This is a genomic window from Curtobacterium sp. MCLR17_045 (assembly GCF_003234405.1).
Taxonomy (GTDB): Bacteria; Actinomycetota; Actinomycetes; order Actinomycetales; family Microbacteriaceae; genus Curtobacterium; species Curtobacterium flaccumfaciens.
Genome location: NZ_QKTB01000021.1, coordinates 22,019 through 40,582, shown reverse-complemented (window position 1 = coordinate 40,582; position 18,564 = coordinate 22,019). Strand labels below are relative to the sequence as shown.

Here is an 18,564-nt window from a genome sequence, read left to right as displayed (position 1 = left end):
GAACGCACGAGCCCCCGCCGCGCAGCCACCCCGCCACCCGTAACACGCAATTTACTTTCAGCACTGGCGCTCGCATACGAAAGACGCTTTCATGGCGGGATGACGATCACCGAGCGATCCGAGCGGTCCGAGCGCGCCGACGCCTTCGCCCTCGTCCGCACCCAGTCAGCGAGCATGCCGTCGAGCATGCGCGCCATCGCCGACGCCGTCCTCGAGGACCCGGCAGCCGCGGCCACCACCAACGCCACCGACCTCGCCGGCCGAGCCGGGGTCTCCCCCGCCACGGTCTCCCGCTTCGCCCAGCACCTCGGCTTCGCAAACTTCGCCGCCCTGCAGCGCAGCATGACGCGGGCCGTCGAACGCGGGATCCACGAACGTGAGTCCACCGAGATCCACGCCGGTGTCGCGGTCGACGACGACGTCGCCACCGTCATCGCGAAGGTCACCGAGGACGTCCGAGCGGTGATGTCCGACACCCGCGCCGCACTCGACCCGCACGCGCTCGAGGCAGCGGCAGCAGCCGTGAGCGACGCCCGCCGCGTCGTCCTGTACGGCGTGGGAGCGAGCGGCATCGTCGCCCGAGACCTGCACCTCAAGCTCGAACGCATCGGCATCGTGAGCTCGATCGCCGACGACCCGCACAACGCCCTGACCCTGGCGAGCGTCATCGGCGAGCACGACGTCCTGGTGCTCGTCAGCCACTCGGGCTCCACCGTCGAGACCCTCGAGGTCGCCCACGCCGCCCGAGCCCAACACGCCACGATCATCGCGATCACCGGCCACGCCGCCGCCCCGCTCGCCACCACCGCCGACCACGTCCTGCTCGGTGTCGCCGGTGCCGAGAGCGCCCTGCGCCCCGCGGCCATGGGCAGCCGGATGAGCCAGCTCGCCATCGTCGACACCCTGTTCATCGTCGTCGCGCAGCGCACCGACGAGCGCTCCCAGCCGCTCCTCGCCCGCAGCCGCGACGCCGTCCGTACCCACCACCGGAACTGAGCACCACCATGAACCAGACGCACGAACCCCACGCCACCGAGGCCCACGACGCCCTCCGCGGCGAACTCGCGGCCCTCACCACCGAGGCGACCGACCACTCGCTGGACGACATCGACACGATCTCCACGCTGGAAGCTGCCCAGCGCATGAACGCCGGAGACCGCAGCGTGCCTGCGGCACTGGAGCCGTGCCTCCCGGCCATCGCCCTGGCGGCAGACTCGATCGCCGCAGCGTTCGCGCGTGGCGGCCGACTCGTCTACGTCGGCGCCGGCACGCCGGGCCGGCTCGGCGTCCTCGACGCCAGCGAGTGCCCGCCCACCTTCGGCACCGACCCGAGCCAGGTGGTCGGCGTGATCGCCGGCGGCGACCCCGCCCTGACCACCGCCGTCGAGGGCGCGGAGGACGACGAAGCAGCCGCCGTCCGCGACCTCGACGCGCTCGGCCTGACGGCCGACGACGTGGTCGTCGGGATCAGCGCGTCCGGCAGGACGCCCTACGTCATCGCAGCCATCCTGGAGGCCCGGCGCCGCTCCACCCTGTCGGTCTCCGTCGCGTGCAACCCCGACTCGGCCGCGGGGCGGGAGGCGGACATCGCCATCGACGTCGTCGTCGGCCCCGAGTTCATCGCCGGGTCGACCCGCCTGAAGGCGGGCACCGCGCAGAAGCTCGTGCTCAATATGCTCACCACGCTCGCGATGGTGCGCAGCCACAAGACGTACGGCAACCGCATGGTCGACGTGCGGGCGACGAACGCGAAGCTCGTCGCCCGGGCGTTCTCGCTCGTGCAGGACGTCACGGGCGCTCCCCCCGCCGAGGTCCAGGCGGCGCTCGACGCCTCGGACGGTGAGGTCAAGACCGCCATCGCCGTGATCCTGACCGGCGCCTCGGCTGCTTCGGCCCGTGAGCGCCTCGATGCTGCTGCCGGCTCATTGCGCGCCGTGCTGTAGACCCCGTTCCCGTTTCCGTTTCCTTTCCCCCGAGGAGCACGCCATGCCCGATGCCCAGCAACTCGCCCAGCAGATCCTCGACGCCGTCGGCGGTTCCGCGAACATCGCCGACGTCGAGAACTGCATGACCCGCCTGCGGGTCGAGGTCGTCTCCGACTCGTCCGTCGCGCTCGACGACCTGAAGGCCACCGACGGCGTCATGGCCGCCATCGCGGCCGGCTCGAACCTGCAGATCGTGCTCGGCCCGGGTCTCGTCGACCGCGTGGCCGACGGCCTGGAGGCCCTGCGCGCGGCCGCTCCGCCGGCTGCGGCTGGTGGGCCTGGTGCGTCGCCTGAGGAGCTCGCTGCTCGCGGTGCGTCCATCAAGGCGACCGCACGGTCCCGTGCCGACGGCCGCACCATGCGCGCGATCCGGAAGATCTCCGCGATCTTCATCCCGCTCATCCCCGCACTGATCGCCTGCGGGCTGATCGCCGGGATCAACGGCATCCTGACGAACCTGGGGTGGGTGCCTGCGCTGACGCCGTTCCTCGGGGTTCTGTCGTCCGGGTTCCTGTCCCTGCTCGCCGTGTTCGTCGGGATGAACGCCGCGAAGGAGTTCGGCGGCACGCCCATCCTCGGCGGTGCGGTCGGCGGCATCATCGTCGCGGCCGGCATCGCGAACGTCACCATGTTCGGCGAGACCCTGGCACCCGGCCAGGGCGGTGTACTCGGCGCGCTGGCCGGCGGCATCCTCGCCGCCTACGTCGAGCGCTTCATGCGGCGCGTGACTCCGGACGTCATCGCGCTCATCGTCGTGCCGACCGTGACCGTCCTCGTCGCAGGGTCTGTGACGCTGGGGATCCTCATGTCCGTCGCCGGAGTCGTCTCCGTCGCGATCGGGACCGCTGCGACCTGGCTGCTCGCCAACGGTGGGGCCTTCGCCGGCTTCGTGCTCGGAGGGCTCTTCCTGCCCCTCGTCATGACCGGGATGCACCAGGGACTCATCCCGATCCACACCACGCTGATCGACCAGACCGGGTGGACCGTGCTGCTGCCCGTCCTGGCGATGGGTGGCGCCGGGCAGATCGGTGCGTGCATCGCGCTGTGGGTGCGGTTCCGGTCGAACGCCTCGCTGGTGCGGACCATCCGTGGTGCACTGCCGGCCGGGTTCCTCGGTGTCGGCGAGCCCCTGATCTACGGCGTGACGCTCCCCCTGGGGCGGCCGTTCATCACCGCGTGCATCGGTGGGGCGTTCGGCGGCGGCGTCGTCGGGCTCTTCGACCAGCTCGGGCACTCCGTCGGGGCGATCGCCATCGGGGCGTCGGACCTGTCGCTCATCCCGCTGCTGAACGGGTCGTCCGGGTACGGGTGGGCGTTGCTCGGGTACGGGTCGGGGCTCGTGGTGGCGTACGTCGTGGGGTTCGTGGCGACGTTGTTGTTCGGGGTGTCGGAGTCGGTGCGGGCTGACCTCGAGGCGCAGTCGTCTGCGCCGTCCGGCGACCCCGTCGCTCCGGACGGCCCGCTCGACGTGCAGGTCACGCCGGCTAACTCCGTGGGGGCTGCACGCTGATGCGGTTGGACGCGAGCCCGTACCTGGCGCACGGTCCGCTGGCTGGTCCGACGTTCGAGGCCGCCGCGGCCGCGGGTCCGACGCTCGCGTTCACCTCGTTGCACATTCCGGAGGATTCCCCTTCGGGTGCCCGAGCCGCTGCGACCGCGATCGTGTCGGCTGCTGCGTCTTCGGGGCTGTCGGTCGTCGCCGATGCTCCCCAACACCGCGCGGTTGCTCAACACGGCGATGCCCGCACGTCTGTCCGAAGTGGTGCGACTCGTCGGGACCTCTCGCCGACGTGGGATCCTGGTTGCGACGAAACGACAGGCAAACGGCGCCATGGGCATGCTCCGGAATTCGGACGTGCCCGTCGTCTTGCTAAAGGACTACGGCTGCATGCCTGTTGAGCAGTGAACGTCGAGACAGTCAAGCGCGCAACGCGGCTCGAGTTCAAACAGGTGCTGCTCGCGCACGTACCGGGGCGGTTGCCCGCTGACACTCCTGCATGGCTGAGCTCCGCCGAGCGGTATCGGCGGGAGCTCTACGTCAGAATGACGCGAGCAGGAGACGGGCTTGTGGGCCGGCATGCGCTGAACGCCCACCGTTTCACGCTTCCCCTTCTCCGTTCATCAAACTGAGTCCGAAGAAGCGGTCGAAGAACGCCTCGAGCAGGCCGATCACACGCTGCTTCTTCTCGCCGTGACCGCCGTTCGCGGAGAACCGCGACACCGGCTGCAGCACGGTTGTGATAGCGGTGCCGCTGGTACGCACCTGACCATCGCGAAATGCAGTCTCGATGAAGGTCCGAGTCTCGTCCGGCCTCAGGCCTTCTTCGAGAATGATGGTTTGAAGCTCAACTTCTCGGCGCCCGGCGATGTACGCGCGCCACTCCTCGTCGACTTCGCCATCGACCGAGAGCGAATCGACGAAGTCCTCGATGAGGTCCTTCTTGTTGCGGAGCGTCGGGCTGGAATCGACTGCGCGAGAGATCTCGGCGCGGACCTCCTTGTCGTCCCCGTCACCACGTCCACCCCGGTACTTCTGAACGAGCATGAGGATGTAGTCGACGTTGATCTCGACCTGCTTGACCAGCTCGATCTCGAAGAGCACATCGTCGTTGATCTGCTCCTTGTCCACCTCAGCTCCCTTCCGGAACTCTGCGTAGAAATCAAGGTACAGGCTGCGATAGTCCTGGCTTTGACGGTCGGTGAGCAACGCGGAGCCATCGAACTCATCAAACGAAGTGAGGATGTTCTGCAGCCGCAAGATCGCGCCGAACAGCCGGATGAACTCCTTCTGCGCTGCCTCACCGACGATGGGCTCGCCGAGTGGGAAAAAGAGCACCAATTCTGTGACCTTATCCGCATAGTCGTCGTAGTACTCGCCGTACGGCTTGAGCAGCACAACGCCGCGGGCGTCCTTGTTTCCAAAAAGGGCGATCGCGTCGTTCGTCTCCTCTTCCAGATCGCGAAAGCTGACGATGTTCCCGTAGGTCTTGACGGAGTTCAGAATGCGATTCGTCCGCGAATACGCCTGGACGAGGCCGTGCGCACGGAGGTTCTTGTCGACGAAGAGCGTGTTCATCGTGGTGGCGTCGAACCCGGTGAGGAACATGTTGACGACGATGACGAGGTCGATCTCACGCTGCTTGAGCTTCAGCGACAGGTCTTTGTAATAGTTCTGAAAGCTGTCCCTCGTGGTGTCGAACGAGGTCCCGTAGAGCTCATTGTAGTCCAGGATCGCGTCGTCCAAAAAAGAGCGCGCGTCGACGCTGAGGGCAGCGGTATCGAAGCCCTCTTCGTCGAGAGATCCATCCTCGACGGCCTCGTTCGCCCCGTACGAGTAGATGAGCCCAACCTTCAGACGCTTATCGGGTACCAAATCATGCTGCTGCTTTTGGAAGTGGTTGTAGTACATCCGGGCCGCTTCGATCGAAGCAGTCGCGAAAAGTGCGTTGAAACCGCGGACGCGTCGTTCGCCGAGCGTGTAGTGCTCCGCCCTTCTGGTCTTCTGGTCGAAGTGCTCAAGGGTGTACCGAACGACGTCAGCCACGCGCCGCGGGTCGAGCAGTACGCTCTCCTTGTCGATCGCAGACACCTGGGCGTTGTCGGGGTCACCGATCTTGACCGTGTTGACGTAGTCGACGCGGAACGGCAGTACGTTCTTGTCAGTGATCGCATCGACGATCGTGTACGTGTGCAGCTTCTCGCCGAAGGACTGCTCGGTCGTCTTCAACTGCGGGTTGCCGCCGGTGCCGGCGTTGGCCGAGAAAATCGGCGTGCCGGTGAAGCCGAACAAGTTGTACCGCTTGAAGGCCTTGGTGATGGCGGTGTGCATGTCGCCGAACTGCGAACGGTGGCACTCGTCGAAGATGATGACGACATGGCCGTCGTAAATCCAATGGCCCTTGTTCCCCGCGATAAACGTCGAGAGCTTCTGGATCGTCGTGATGATGATCCGAGCGCCCGGGTCCTCGAGCTGCTTCTTCAGAACCGCTGTCGAGGTGTTCGAGTTCGCAGCACCCTTCTCGAAACGGTCGTACTCGCGCATGGTCTGGTAATCGAGGTCCTTGCGGTCTACGACGAACAGCACCTTGTCGACGCTCGGCAGCTTCGAGGCAAGCTGAGCAGCCTTGAACGAGGTCAAGGTCTTGCCCGACCCGGTGGTGTGCCAGACGTAGCCACCGGCGGAGACGCTGCCGAGAGTCCTGTAGTTTGTGGAAACGTCGATGCGTTGCAGGATCCGCTCGGTCGCGACGATCTGGTACGGGCGCATCACGAGCAGCATGTGATCTGCGGTCAGCACGCAGTACTTCGTCAGGATGTTCAGCAGCGAGTGCTTCGCAAAGAATGTCTTCGCGAATGCTGACAAGTCGGTGATCGGCTTGTTCTGTGCGTCCGCCCACCAGGAGGTGAACTCGAACGAGTTCGACGTCTTGCGAACCCGCTTTGAGCCAGCCGCCTGGCTAAGGTGCTGGCGACGGGTGGTGTTCGAGTAGTACTTCGTGAGCGCGCCGTTGCTGATGACGAACAGCTGCACATACTCGAACAGTCCGGAGCCCGCCCAGAAGCTGTCGCGCTGGTAGCGGTCGATCTGGTTGAACGCCTCGCGGACATCGACGCCTCGACGCTTCAGCTCGATGTGCACCATGGGTAGACCGTTCACCAGTACGGTCACGTCATAGCGGTTCGAGCGGGCAGCACCGCCCTCGCTCTGGTCGATCTCGTACTGGTTGATGACCTGCAACCGGTTGTTGTGAATGTTCTCCTTGTCTATTAGCGTGACGTTCTTGATTGACCCATCGTCTCGCTTCAGCAGCTGGACATGGTCGTCCTGAATACGGACCGTCTTCTCAACAATGCCGTCGTTCGCGCCAGCGACGCGCTCAGAGAAAAACTGCTTCCACTCCGCGTCCGAAAAGGTCATCCCGTTCAACGCCTCGAGCTGCGCCCTCAAGTTCGCGACCAGCTGAGCCTCCGAAGTGATCGGCAGATACTCGTATGCCTGCGATTGCAGCAGCCGAACGAGCTCGCGCTCAAGGTCCGCCTCAGATTGATACGACGACTCTCCGCCGGCGTCCGGGACACATTCGGCGACGACTGTACTTTCGGAGGAGACGGCGATTGGATCGAATTTACGAGGACTCGCGTCACTCACGATGCAACCTCCTTGAATCTGAGGAGGTTGTTTCGATAGTGTTCGTACTGCTTTCGGCGGGCTGCAACCTCAGCAGGCAGGCCGACAACGAGGTCGTTGACGAGCGACTCATACCGATCGAAGATTGACACGAGGCGGGCCTGCTCTTGAGCACTCGGCACAGGAATACGGATCTTCGCAAGCCCCGACAGGGAAAGCCGCTTGATCTTACCGCGCGCAACATGGTTTTCCTTTTGTACGTGAAAGTCAGTCGTCTGAACCGCATACGTAATGTACCTCGGGTCGAGCGCTGACGTGAACGCGAAGGTATCGTCATGCACGGCGACAGGCCCATCACCGAGCCACGCGACGGCCTTACCAACGTCGGCAACGGTCTCGCCGACACCCGCAAATATCACATCGTTGGGTTGCGCGAATCGTAATTGACCAACGAGGCCTGGATCAACCTCGCGCACCGCTCGGGAGGTAGAGGTGCCGTATTCTGTGTAGATCTCACCGTAATGAATGCTCGGAATACCTGATTCCACAACGTCGCTTTTTGTGAACCGTCGGCCGCGCGTGAATCGTCCGAGCTCACCCAACGGGACACGAGGTCCTTCTACCGAGTTCACCAGCAGATCGCGGTACCAGTCGTACTGGCGCCGCCGGGCTTTCAGCTCCGCCTCCAGCTCCGCTTCCAGCTCCGCTTCCAGCTGTGTGAACTGATCGAACACTCGCGCGATCTCATGCTGCACTTCAAGAGGCGGCACGGGGATCCGATAAGAACGTATCATGGCAAGATTGAGACCGCCGCGTGCGCCATCGCCGGATGAAAGGTCGCGCAGCTTGGCATACTGGGTCTTCAAGAAATGGAAGAGATAGTCACTATCGAGTCCGCGCTTCGGCACGATGGTGGCGAGCGACTGGTTCGTGCAGCAATCGAGCCTGGTTCGAGCCACCATACCTCGGGTCTTTCCTTGACCGGCAAGTGCCATCACGACGGAGCCTGATGGCATAATCTTGGTGCTGCAGGAGTCGTATCCGGCCTGAGTAATGAGGTTATCGGCTTGGTGAATCGTTCCTTTGTTAACTTCACCCGAGCTCAGCCAAGGGATAGTTCCATCCTTCCAATAATCGGGTCTCGCCTTCGATGGCGTGGCCCCTGCGACGACATCGGCGAGCCGACCGATCGAATCAAAGCTGACTCCTCCCTCGCAGTACTCTGCTATGAGTTCATCAACTCGACTCATGCTGTGCCCTCTAGCTCGGAGACGATTGCGTCGATGGAGATACGAAGTTCATGCTGACGGGCAACGATGCGTGCAATTTCTGAGTTCAGTTCGAGAATGTCGACGATGTCCCGCGTGTTTTCGGCGTCAACATATGATGAGACGGCAATGTTGTAGCCATTCGCGGCGATATCTTTGTTTGCAACGAGCTTCGTGAAGTTATCGATATCTGCTCGGTCCTCGAACGCGCCGAGGATGTTGCGCTGGTTTTTCGGTGCGAGCTTGTTCTTACTGCCGGTGCGCTCGAATTCGGCCGACGCGTTGATGAACAGCACCGAGTTGTCGGTCTTGGACTTCTTGAGCACGATGATGCAAGTCGCGATGGTGGTGCCGAAGAACAGGTCGGGCGGGAGCTGGATCACCGCATCGACATAGTTGTTGTCAATGAGATACTTGCGAATCTTCGCCTCGGCTCCGCCACGGTAGAGGACGCCGGGGAACTCGACGATCGCAGCGGAACCGTTGACTGACAGCCACGACAGGATGTGCATGGTGAACGCGAGATCTGCCTTCGACTTCGGCGCGAGGACGCCTGCCGGTGCGAACCGCGGGTCGTTGATGAGAAGGGCATCGGCGTCGCCCGGCCACCTAATCGAGTACGGCGGGTTGGAGACGATCGCTTCGAACGGCTCGTCGTCCCAGTGGGCTGGCTCCAAGAGAGTGTCCCCGTGCGCGATATTGAACTGCTCGTAGTTCAGTTCGTGCAGGAACATGTTGATCCGGGCGAGGTTGTACGTCGTCAGGTTGATTTCTTGCCCGTAGAATCCGCCGACATTCTCCTTGCCGAGGACCTTCGCGAACGTGAGGAGTAGCGACCCCGAGCCCGCCGCCGGGTCATACACCTTGTTCACCCTCGTCTTGCCGGAGACCGTGATCTTCGCGAGCAGCTCTGACACCTCCTGCGGCGTGTAGTATTCGCCGCCGGACTTGCCCGCCTGCGACGCGTACATCTGCATCAGGTACTCGTACGCGTCACCGAACAGGTCAATGGAGTGATTCTTGAAGTCACCGAGAGGGAGCTCTCCGATGGCGTCGAGGAGTTTCACCAGCTTTTCATTGCGCTTCGCGACGGTGTTCCCGAGCTTGTTGCTGTTGACGTCCAGGTCGTCGAACAGACCCTTGAGATCGTCTTCGCTGTCGGTTCCTAGAGCCGAGCCCTCGATGTTCTTGAACACGGTCGCAAGCGTCTCGTTGAGGTCCGGATCCTGCGGCGCGCGCTTGCGGACGTTCTGGAACAGCTCCGACGGGAGGATGTAGAAACCCTTCTCATAAACCGTTTCACGGCGGCCGTGCTCCGCAGCCTCGTCCGGTAGGTCTGCGTAGGCGAAGTGTTCTTCGCCCGCCTCGCGCTCACCCTTGTCGATGTACGCTGCGAGGTTCTCGGAGATGAAGCGGTAGAACAGCATGCCGAGCACGTAGGACTTGAAGTCCCATCCGTCGACGCTCCCTCGAAGGTCGTTCGCGATCCGCCAGATCGTCTTGTGCAGTTCGGCGCGCTGCGCCTCTTTTGTGGTCGGTGCCATCGTGATGTCTCCTGCGGCTGGCCGGTCGGTTCGAGGTGGCCTGGGCCGCCTGATCACCGTAGCGGGAGCGCAGGACATACCGAGCGCGCGACGCGAGCCACAACGCGTTCGCTCTGTGCAAGGAGCTCAGCTCCGTCGGTGTCGAGTGCCACGAATGTTCGCACGACGGTCGGCCCATCGACGATGCGCACAGACTCGGCGAAACCGGAATCCGCTGCGTATACGAGCCATCCCTCCCCCAACCCGAACCTCCGGCAGTACGCCGCCATCTGGTACAGATCAGCGTTCGGGTACTGCCCGTGCTTCTCGACCTTGTACTTCACGTCGATGCACGCCCGAACGACCTCGTCGACGACCCAGACCAGATCCGGCGCGATCTTCACCGTCCCCTCCACGTCGAGCATCGACTGGTGCTGCGACACGAGCACTCCCCCGTAGGGCTTGAACCCCTCGCGCAGCGCAGCCGAGACGAAGTCCTCAAACACGGACCACATGTCGACGAGGAACCCCGACGCGACGACCGACCCTGCCCGTTGTTCGACAGACGACCCTGACAGCACGAGTGACGCCAGCGCCAGCGCCGACGAGTACCGCTGGTTCCGCCGATCCATCCGCACGGAGGGCACCGGCGCTCCGACGGGGATCACCGACACCCCATCGAGCACCCGTACGATCCGCCGCAACGCCCCGAGCACATCGGCCGGCACGCCCGGCAGCCGCAACAGCCGCATCGAAGCGGTCAGGAGCACCTGGTTCTCCGCGATGTCCTCCACATAGTCGTCGAACGACACCTCGACAGGCAGCGGCTGCCCACCCCGCCGCGTCAGCTGGTCCCCGATCCGCCACCGGCCACGCACGAGCGGCAGCGCATCCTCGCGCGTGACGTACCCGCGGAGCGGCCCACCGGCCAACGCCCGCGAGGCCTGCTGTACGAACGCGTGCGCCAACGCCGGCACGAGGTCCTCGTCTTCCTCGAACGCGAAGTCGTCCTCGGTCCAGATCGCACTCCCGGCACGTGCGTAGCCGAGCATCGCGAACAGCCGCCGCACCGGCGTCTTCGGTTTCAGCCACACCGTGTGCCCGGCGATCCGCACGACCCCGACCTTCCGGACACCGCTCACGCGGTACTCGTCGGCACCGAGCGTCGGCGCGACCGTCGCGATGTTCGCCGAAGCAAGTCCGACGGCAACAGCGCGCGGCAGCCGGTGAACGACCGGCTGGTCCGCCTCCCGCAGCTCAATCGTCGACGGAAGCACCTTCGGCCCCGTCCGCCACGGAGGGTGTCGCCTGGCGACGCAGCGTCTTCAGGCCGTACCGCGCCTCCAGATCGATGCCTTCGCCGTAGTGGTGCTCCGCGGATCTCGTACCGCCACACGTCCTGCAGACCGGTCCCGGCGAGATCGCGCATCAGGAAGGACGGCCCGACCTTCGCATCATGGTCTTGGATCTGCGCGTTGAGTCGTTCCAGGAGGTCGGCACGATCGTCCTGGAGGCCCTTGGTCAAGACCCAGCGCGACAACACGTCCTGCACGGGCTCGCGTTCCGGGTGCAGTTCGACGAACGCGAAGCGGCGCCGCATGGCGGCGTCGAGCATCGCGATCGAGCGGTCGGCAGTGTTCATCGTGCCGATGACGAAGATGTTGCTCGGCAAGGTGAACGGCTCGTCGCTGTACAGCAGGGAGATCTCGCTGTCGCGGTACTCGAGCAGGAAGTAGAGCTCACCGAAGACCTTCGCGATGTTGCCGCGGTTGATCTCGTCGATGACCAGGAAGTAGTTCGCCTCAGGGTTGGCCGCAGCCGCGTCGGCGAGCCGCCGGAGCGGACCCTTCCGGAGCGTGAAGGCGAGGTTGCCGCTGTCGTCGTTCGCGACGGGGCGGAAGCCCTCGAAGAAGTCCTCGTACGAGTACGTCGGGTGGAATTGGACGATGGTGGTCTCGCCGTCGGTGCCCTCCGTCACGTGCTTCGAGAGCGCTTGGGCCAGGAAGGTCTTGCCGGTGCCGGGAGGGCCGTAGAGAATTACCTGTTTGCGCCGCTCGATGAGGTCGAGGGTGTCCTGCAGCCAGTCCTCGGGCATGTGGAGAGAATGGGCGAGCGTGGCCCTGACGGACGGGAACTGCGTCCGGATCATTGGCTCCGACACCGGGACGGAGGCAGGGTCGTCAAGTTCTTCCCGCTGTCGGCCATCCGCCTGAACAGTCTCCGGCTCTACCGGCTGCCACCTGCCGAGCAACGGCTCCTCGTAGAACTTCGCGGGCCCCTTTGCCTTTCCCTGCAAAGCAATCGCGATCTGCTGGAACAGGGCGTCAGGGTCGTCGTCGGCCTGACCCTCGACCTCGCCGGCGAAGGCCTGGCGGATCGCATCACGAGCTGTGCCGGAGATGACCTCGCCGAACACACCGGGGTGAACGAGGTAGAGCAACTCGTTGCGCTGCGTGGGGAACGAGGCACCGGGAAGGCTGTCCACGAGGTCCCGCCAAGCCCAAGGGTCGTCGAGTGCGTGCTCGCGCGACTCCGGGCTGAGGGCAATCCACCTCGCCGCACAGTGCACGACGATGGACAGCGCTCGGTAGAGCTGGACCGACATCGCAGTCCCCGGATTGAAGGACCACGCGCGGAACGCATCATCGATCTCTGCCGGGATCGTGACGCGGTGATCCATGCGTTGCAGGAGGAACTCGACGCGCTGCCGCTTCTTCCTCTCGCCCGGATTTTGCAGAGGGAGCACCTGCCAACCGATGAGTTCAGCCATCAAGAGCTTCGCGTCGTCGGACGTGTCGTCGAACTGTCGACCGAGCTTGTCCAGGAAATCAGCGCCATCGACGTCCGGTTGCTCGAGGAAGCATCGTTCGAGCTCGTCGACGACGTCAGTTCGCCAGACCTGGCGACCCGGCGCGAACACGGAGTCGAGCGCACGGAGACCTCGCTCGACGAACACTTGACTCGTTGTCCGGACGAGGTCGGCGCGGTTGTCCGGCGGGAGGATCTCGGTCCGGAGACGCACCTCCCGGTCTTCCCGGAGCGCCCTTTGAAAGGCACGCTGCCGCTCGTTCAGCTCCTCACGGAACTGCTCGAAAGGCACTGCGTCGGCCGAGGCGCGACGCCCATCGTCTGTGACGTGCCACTCGCCGCGGACCGGCTTGGTCAGGAATCCCGCGTGCACCAGACCAGCGGAACCCCAGAAGAAATCCGACTGCCCCTGCGGCTTTCCTTTCTGGTTCGGTTCGAGTTCTTCGCCTTCGAGCGGAACTCGCGTGCGTGCTGCGTTCCAGACGTCGAGCCGATTCGCTGCGCCTCCCTGTTCGTCGAGGTAGCGAAGGGCTGCCCGAAGGCGGTTCGTCCTGTTGTCGGATCGGCTCATGATCGTCGTGTCCTTCCAGTCGATCAGCGAGCTGCCGAGGAGGTCTGCGGTTCTGCTGCTGGCTCGAGGCCTTCCTCGCGCATGAAGTCGAGCGCACGCTCGACGAGCTGGATCTTCTTGCGAAGTTCGACGAGCACCGGCGACTTCGGATCGGAGTACTCGTCCAGTCGCTCATGCGCCCGCCTCACCTGCCGCTCGGTCTCGACGAGCAGGTGCCACACGGCGGGGTCCTGCTCGAGATTAAGTTTCTGGCGCAGGATGACCGCTGCGAGCTGTCGCATCACGATCGATTCGACTGCTTCGGATGACGTGCCCGAACTCGCGAGCCCGAACGCGATCCCACCACCGCCCGCTGTGACGAGAGTTCCGGCAGTGATCAGGCCGCCGATCATCCCGCCAGGTCCGAATGCTGCCAGAGCACTCGTCAGAGCGGCCGCTCCGGCAAGACCCGCACCGGCGGCGAGTGCGATGCCACCCGTCGCGACGACGAGGGCGACCGCGCCGGCACCCATCGCGCCGATCCTGATCCAGTTCGGCCCCTTGCTCCCGGCGAGGACCTTCTCAGCTCGGTCGACCGCATCGAGGACGTCCCCGCCAAGAACGCTTCCGAGACCGAGTTCTGCTGTGAGGTCCCGCATCGCCTGCCGCTTGATGGACTCGCTGAAGCCGATATCGAAGGGGCGAAGGAAGTTGTCGGACGCAAGCACGATGAGCTGAACAAGCGCGTCCTCCTTGGTGAGGTACATCCCCGGTGCGGGCGGAGTCGCTTCCGCGGTCGGATCTGCAAGGTCGAATGCGAGCTGAGCGACCAGCTCGGGACGTGGCCTTCCCTCGACGTCTCGACGCTGCAGCATCGCCCCCACCGCTTCCGACTGGATTGCTCGGAGGGCTCCGGTGAATCTGTCCTGCTGATCGTCCTTGAGGTACGTCGCCACCAGGTGCGCGTACCGGAGCGCGAGCAGAACGACCCGCTCGTCTGCGTCAAGTGGCACGTCGACTGCGTTGACGGTCCGTACGAGATCAGTGGAGAGCGAGCCGTGCATCGCGTACCCGATCGCCTCAGCGACTCTCGAGTCAGACAAGTACTCGACCGCGTCGTGGACCCGAGGAGTTGGTGGCGTCGTGACTCGGAGGTCGAGCAACCACGGCATGACCGACGACAGACCGCGGTGCGCCGCGACCGGGTCGAAACCGTTCCAGAAGTTGATCCACCAGCCAAGGTTCGTCGGCGGCTCCTGCATCGCCTCTCGCAGGTCCGTCGCGCGCACGGAACCGCTCGCCAGAGGGCTCCCGATCGTGATCATCCCGACCACGTTCAGCCCAGCAGGGAGGCGGCGGACGAGATCGGCGGCGACAACGGAGCCGAGGCTGTGTCCGACGATCAACACTTCTTCCGAGTCGGGGAGTGCGTCGAGCACCCGCGTGAGTACCCGCGCACGAGCTTGCTCGTCGTGCAGGTAGTTGTGCGCCTGCTTGAAGGGGTTCGTCTCGAAGGCCACGTCGACGACGGTGCCAGCGCCCGGCCAGTTCGGCAGATCCTCGTGCTGGCCGAGCCGGTACTCCATGGCACTCGTGCGCCGCTCGAACTCCCGCCGATTGATCCTGGCATCGTCCTTGCCTAGCTGTTTCACGGTGATCGGGGGAACGCGGTACTTGCCGTCCCCGTTTCGCAGGGCGTAGGCGTACTTCGGTGCGATCCATCGCTCGGGCTCCAAAGCGGGATAACCGAGCCGGACGAGCGCCCCTGACAATGCGACCTGCCAGCCGTCTTCAACATCGCCGGTTCCGACACCGTGCAGGAACAAGAGGACAGGGCCAGCGCTCACGAGCAACCTTCCGGAAGAGTTGACGAACCTTCGACGTCGCTCAGGCTAGTGGGTTTCGACGCCTTGAAGACGACCTTTCCGCGGTTGCAGTTGCGACAGTTGCGCCGCGGTTCGACCACGCCAGCCGGTCTCGCGCGGCGGGACAGCGAGCGCGGAAACCAGCGGGTTAGGTGTGACCCGTGCAATCGACGAAAGCGTTTCGCAGTCGATGGGCACCCCACCGATTTGGCCATGTTGCAAATCGCGTGACAGCGGTAGGTTGCGTTCATGGGGTGGAGCATCTTCTTCGACGGGATCAGCGCGTTCGCAACAGCAGGGGCGCTCATCGCAGCGGTAGCCGCGGGGGTACAAGCGAAACGGCTGTACATGATCGAGTCGGCCCGCGACGAGCAGTCGAAGGAAGTGGCGCGCCGATTGCATGCCACGCAGATCAGCTCGTGGGCGGCGATGCAGATCCTGCACGGAGGCGAGCCGATCTACGGAGTGGTTGTTCGCAATTCCTCTGATGACCCGGTGTACGACGTTCGTGTCACCTGCCACGGTTTCACCACCGAGAAGACTCCTACGCTCCGCTGTGTTCCTCCGGGTGAGTACTTCGTCCCGAATCGTGATCAGCGAAAGCCCAACGGACGATTTTTCCGGTGGGACTACGTGAAGCCTGTCAGCGAGATCGTCGACCCCGTGCGTCCGTTCACTGCGTCTGACAGCCGCGGGGTCGATGAACTGACGTTCCGTGGCAATTCGGGAGTGGCCTGGTCGCGGACTGCTCGCGGCAGCTTGTCGCGCACCTGACAACACCGCGCCCGACACTTCACTCCTGCGTGGAACGCCAGAGCTGTCCCCAGCGCGTCATCCTCGAGGCTCGGGACCCCTACTGCGGGTCGACATCGTTGTGGGCTTCGTCGGCCGCTCCGGCGTCTTCATCATCGAGACGACGGCTCGGCGCGAGGCCTCTGAGTCCGGCGAAGGCTGGGTCCGGCTCTGCGAGGGATTCCCCCGGGCAAGGTCGAAGTTCCGTCAGTCAACGGAGTCTGGCGCGACATCAGTCCATCGGTCATCGCCATCATCAAGCATCTTGCGGCGCAGCGCCTAGCGAAGAAGCGAGCTGGCGTTGTTCGGAAGCGATCCTCCCTAAAAGGGTGATAGCCGATGGTGTCGGAGCCCGCCAAGATGATCTGCGGAAAGCGGCGGCAGATCGAAGGGAACAGCGCGTGCTACGCAGAGCCGAGAACGTGTCGATGAGGCACCGTGTGAACCTGTTCACGCGCAAGGGCCGGGTCGAACTGACCGTTGGACGTTCGACCTACTACGTGGGCGCGAAGCTCCGGAAGGACGAGCTCAGCGAGGCCTTCGCTTCATCTGACCGCACGCCGGTCAAGGTCGGCCGTGTGAAGGAGCGCCAGTACTGGTGGTTCCGAGGTCGTTGGTTCTGGGACAACGACAACTTGCTGCCTGAGCAGGTCTTCGCGCTCCTCGAGACCCGGGACCGCCGACAAGCCGCGACGATCGCGCGAGCGCACACGATCGCGAACAGTCCGGCCGAGCCCGTGCAACGCCGTCGCGGGGCAGTTCCCCGTGACGTCCAAGAGCTGGTGTGGGCCCGCGACGGTGGCCGCTGCAACTGGTGCGGAACGACGTCGGAGCTCCAATTCGACCACGTGATCCCGTTCTCCCGTGGTGGCAGCAACGAGCCGGAGAACTTGCAAGTGCTCTGCGGACCGTGCAACCGCAGGAAGGGCGTCGCACTGGGCTGAACGAGGACTCGCTCAAGTCGCGTGAGCAGTGAGGGTCACCAGGTCAGCACGAACCGCCCCCGCGTCCCCCCGGCCTCCAACCGCTCATGCGCCTCCACAGCCCGCGCAGCCGGCAGCACCTCGGCGACCCGCGGCGTCAACGTCCCGCTCTCCACGGCATGCCGCAGCTGCTCGAGCTTGTCGAACGACCGGTACTCCGAGAACACCATCACCTGCACGAACTCGATCCCCCGAGCCCCGTTGCCCTGCCACCCCCGCACGTCGAAGAAGACTCCCCCGTCGCGAACGGCGTCCACCACCTCGTCCCGCTGCACGGCAGCATCGGCGAGCGCATCGACCCCGTCCGGCACGAGTTCCCGGACAGCGGAGGCGAAGGAAGCACCACGCGGCACCACGTGGTCCGGCCCGAGCGACCGGACGAGTGCTTCGTCGGCCGGAGCAGCATCCGCGATCACGGTCAGCCCGGCGGCCTTCGCCAGCTGCACCACGTAGTTCCCCAGCAGCCCAGCGGCCCCGGTCACTGCGAGTGTCTGCCCCGGCGCGAGCGAGGCGTGCGACAGGATCTGCAACGCCGTCAGCCCGTTCATCGGCACCGTGGAGGCGAGCGGAAGAGACGTCCCACGAGGGATCCGCGTGAACGACCCCACCGGCGCGACGAGCTCCTGCACGTAGGCGCCACCGTGGGCACTGAGCGGCAGCGCCATCGCCATGACCTCGTCGCCGATCTGCCATCCGGTGACGTCGGGCCCGACCTCGTCGATGACGCCGGCGGCGTCCATCCCCGGCACGTAGGGCGGCGAGGCCTGCGAGCTGTCCCGCTGCCCGGCACGCACCCCCGTGTCGGTCGGGTTCACGGCGAACGCCTGCACCCGGATCCGCACGGATCCCGCACCGGCGTGCGGCTCCGGCACCTCGTGGACGGCGAGGGCCTCGGGCCCTCCGAACTGTTCGACTCCGACGACCTGCATCCTCCCGGTCTACGCGCACGTTGCTTGACGCAACCTGACGCGACCACCCCACGGCCTGGAGGCCCGGCACCACCCCGCCCCGCGCCTCCCGCCCGTCAGGGGGTGCGGTCCACGGCACGTGGTGCGCCATGCTGGCACCGTGCGTTTCGACGAGCTCCTCACCCGGTCCGACGGTCCCGCGATCGCAGAGGAGCTCGCCACCCTCCGCCGACCCGCCCGGTACGTCCTCGAGGGCATCCACCAGGAGTCCCGGCAGAAGTACTGGCAGTTCCGCGTCGACATCGACGAGGCCGCGCAGACCTGGACCCTCGTGCGCCAGCGGGCCAAGCCGGTCTCCTACCGCGAGGGCGTGCTGCACGACCCCGACGACGGTCCGGACGAGATCTCGTTCGCCCGGAGCATGGTCTCCGATCCCGTCGTCCGGATGGCCGTGCCCGACCTGATGCTCCGATGGGGCCGCGGCCCCGAGAGCTTCCACCCGATCCTGGTCCAGCACATCGGCGAACACTCGATCCTGGTGACCTTCGAACACCGCGAGAACCCGGCGACCCGCGCGACACTGGTGATCGACGAACGCGACGGCATCGCCCGCCGCTTGTCGGAGTACGGCGAGGACACGATCATCACGAGCGTGCGGACCGCCGAGCCGGACGAGGTCCTGCCCCGCGCCCGCTTCGTGCAACCGACGGACTGGATCCGCCCGCAGTACTGAAGTCGTGACGGTTCCGGTTCG

At 65.0% G+C, this 18,564-nt stretch carries 13 protein-coding genes; 6 read left to right on the top strand and 7 right to left on the bottom strand.

Going from position 1 to position 18,564, the window contains the following annotated elements; translation table 11 throughout:
• The first annotated feature begins 99 nt into the window (after positions 1-99).
• Genes DEJ05_RS13070 through DEJ05_RS13060 form a run of 3 tightly spaced genes read left to right on the top strand, consistent with a single transcriptional unit; the run spans position 100 to position 3,495 of the window.
• Positions 100-996 carry a MurR/RpiR family transcriptional regulator gene (locus DEJ05_RS13070; RefSeq protein WP_111110607.1) on the top strand — a complete coding sequence of 299 codons (897 nt, stop codon included), beginning with the start codon at positions 100-102 and terminating at the stop codon, positions 994-996.
• Between the two features lie 8 nt (positions 997-1,004).
• Complete coding sequence (gene murQ, locus DEJ05_RS13065; RefSeq protein ID WP_111110606.1) at positions 1,005-1,943, top strand: N-acetylmuramic acid 6-phosphate etherase; 939 nt, start codon at positions 1,005-1,007, stop codon at positions 1,941-1,943.
• A 43-nt stretch (positions 1,944-1,986) separates the two neighbouring features.
• Positions 1,987-3,495, top strand: a complete 1,509-nt coding sequence (locus DEJ05_RS13060; protein WP_111110605.1) for a PTS transporter subunit EIIC — start codon at positions 1,987-1,989, stop codon at positions 3,493-3,495.
• Positions 3,496-4,083: 588 nt separating this feature from the next.
• Here DEJ05_RS13060 and DEJ05_RS13055 read toward each other — a convergent pair.
• The 6 genes from DEJ05_RS13055 to DEJ05_RS13030 are packed head-to-tail and all read right to left on the bottom strand — an operon-like array spanning position 4,084 to position 15,109.
• Positions 4,084-7,134 (bottom strand): type I restriction endonuclease subunit R, encoded by a 3,051-nt coding sequence (locus DEJ05_RS13055; RefSeq protein WP_111110604.1) that lies wholly within the window; start codon positions 7,132-7,134, stop codon positions 4,084-4,086.
• Positions 7,131-8,363: a restriction endonuclease subunit S gene (locus DEJ05_RS13050; RefSeq protein ID WP_111110603.1), complete on the bottom strand. Its 1,233-nt coding sequence runs from the start codon at positions 8,361-8,363 to the stop codon at positions 7,131-7,133. The genes DEJ05_RS13055 and DEJ05_RS13050 overlap by 4 nt, the downstream gene beginning before the upstream one ends.
• Positions 8,360-9,925, bottom strand: a complete 1,566-nt coding sequence (locus tag DEJ05_RS13045) for a type I restriction-modification system subunit M (protein ID WP_111110602.1) — start codon at positions 9,923-9,925, stop codon at positions 8,360-8,362. Before DEJ05_RS13045 ends, DEJ05_RS13050 begins: the two co-directional genes overlap by 4 nt.
• A gap of 53 nt (positions 9,926-9,978) precedes the next feature.
• On the bottom strand, positions 9,979-11,046 hold the full coding sequence (locus tag DEJ05_RS13040) for an McrC family protein (protein ID WP_111110601.1): 1,068 nt from the start codon (positions 11,044-11,046) through the stop codon (positions 9,979-9,981).
• Positions 11,043-13,283 carry an AAA family ATPase gene (locus tag DEJ05_RS13035; RefSeq protein WP_111110600.1) on the bottom strand — a complete coding sequence of 747 codons (2,241 nt, stop codon included), beginning with the start codon at positions 13,281-13,283 and terminating at the stop codon, positions 11,043-11,045. Before DEJ05_RS13035 ends, DEJ05_RS13040 begins: the two co-directional genes overlap by 4 nt.
• 23 nt (positions 13,284-13,306) lie before the next feature.
• Positions 13,307-15,109, bottom strand: coding sequence for an alpha/beta hydrolase (locus DEJ05_RS13030; protein WP_111110599.1), 1,803 nt, complete (start codon positions 15,107-15,109; stop codon positions 13,307-13,309).
• Positions 15,110-15,376: 267 nt separating this feature from the next.
• Between DEJ05_RS13030 and DEJ05_RS13025 the strand changes: the two genes are divergently transcribed.
• Both DEJ05_RS13025 and DEJ05_RS13020 read left to right on the top strand, forming a co-directional pair.
• On the top strand, positions 15,377-15,901 hold the full coding sequence (locus DEJ05_RS13025) for a hypothetical protein (protein ID WP_111110598.1): 525 nt from the start codon (positions 15,377-15,379) through the stop codon (positions 15,899-15,901).
• A gap of 347 nt (positions 15,902-16,248) precedes the next feature.
• Entirely contained in the window at positions 16,249-16,863 is a 615-nt protein-coding gene (locus DEJ05_RS13020) for an HNH endonuclease (protein WP_220037026.1), read from the top strand.
• A gap of 35 nt (positions 16,864-16,898) precedes the next feature.
• Here the strand turns inward: DEJ05_RS13020 and DEJ05_RS13015 are convergent, their stop codons facing one another.
• On the bottom strand, positions 16,899-17,831 hold the full coding sequence (locus DEJ05_RS13015) for an NADP-dependent oxidoreductase (protein WP_042541156.1): 933 nt from the start codon (positions 17,829-17,831) through the stop codon (positions 16,899-16,901).
• Between the two features lie 139 nt (positions 17,832-17,970).
• Here DEJ05_RS13015 and DEJ05_RS13010 point away from each other — a divergent pair, with 139 nt between their 5' ends.
• Complete coding sequence (locus DEJ05_RS13010) at positions 17,971-18,543, top strand: hypothetical protein (protein WP_111110597.1); 573 nt, start codon at positions 17,971-17,973, stop codon at positions 18,541-18,543.
• The last annotated feature ends 21 nt before the right edge of the window (positions 18,544-18,564 follow it).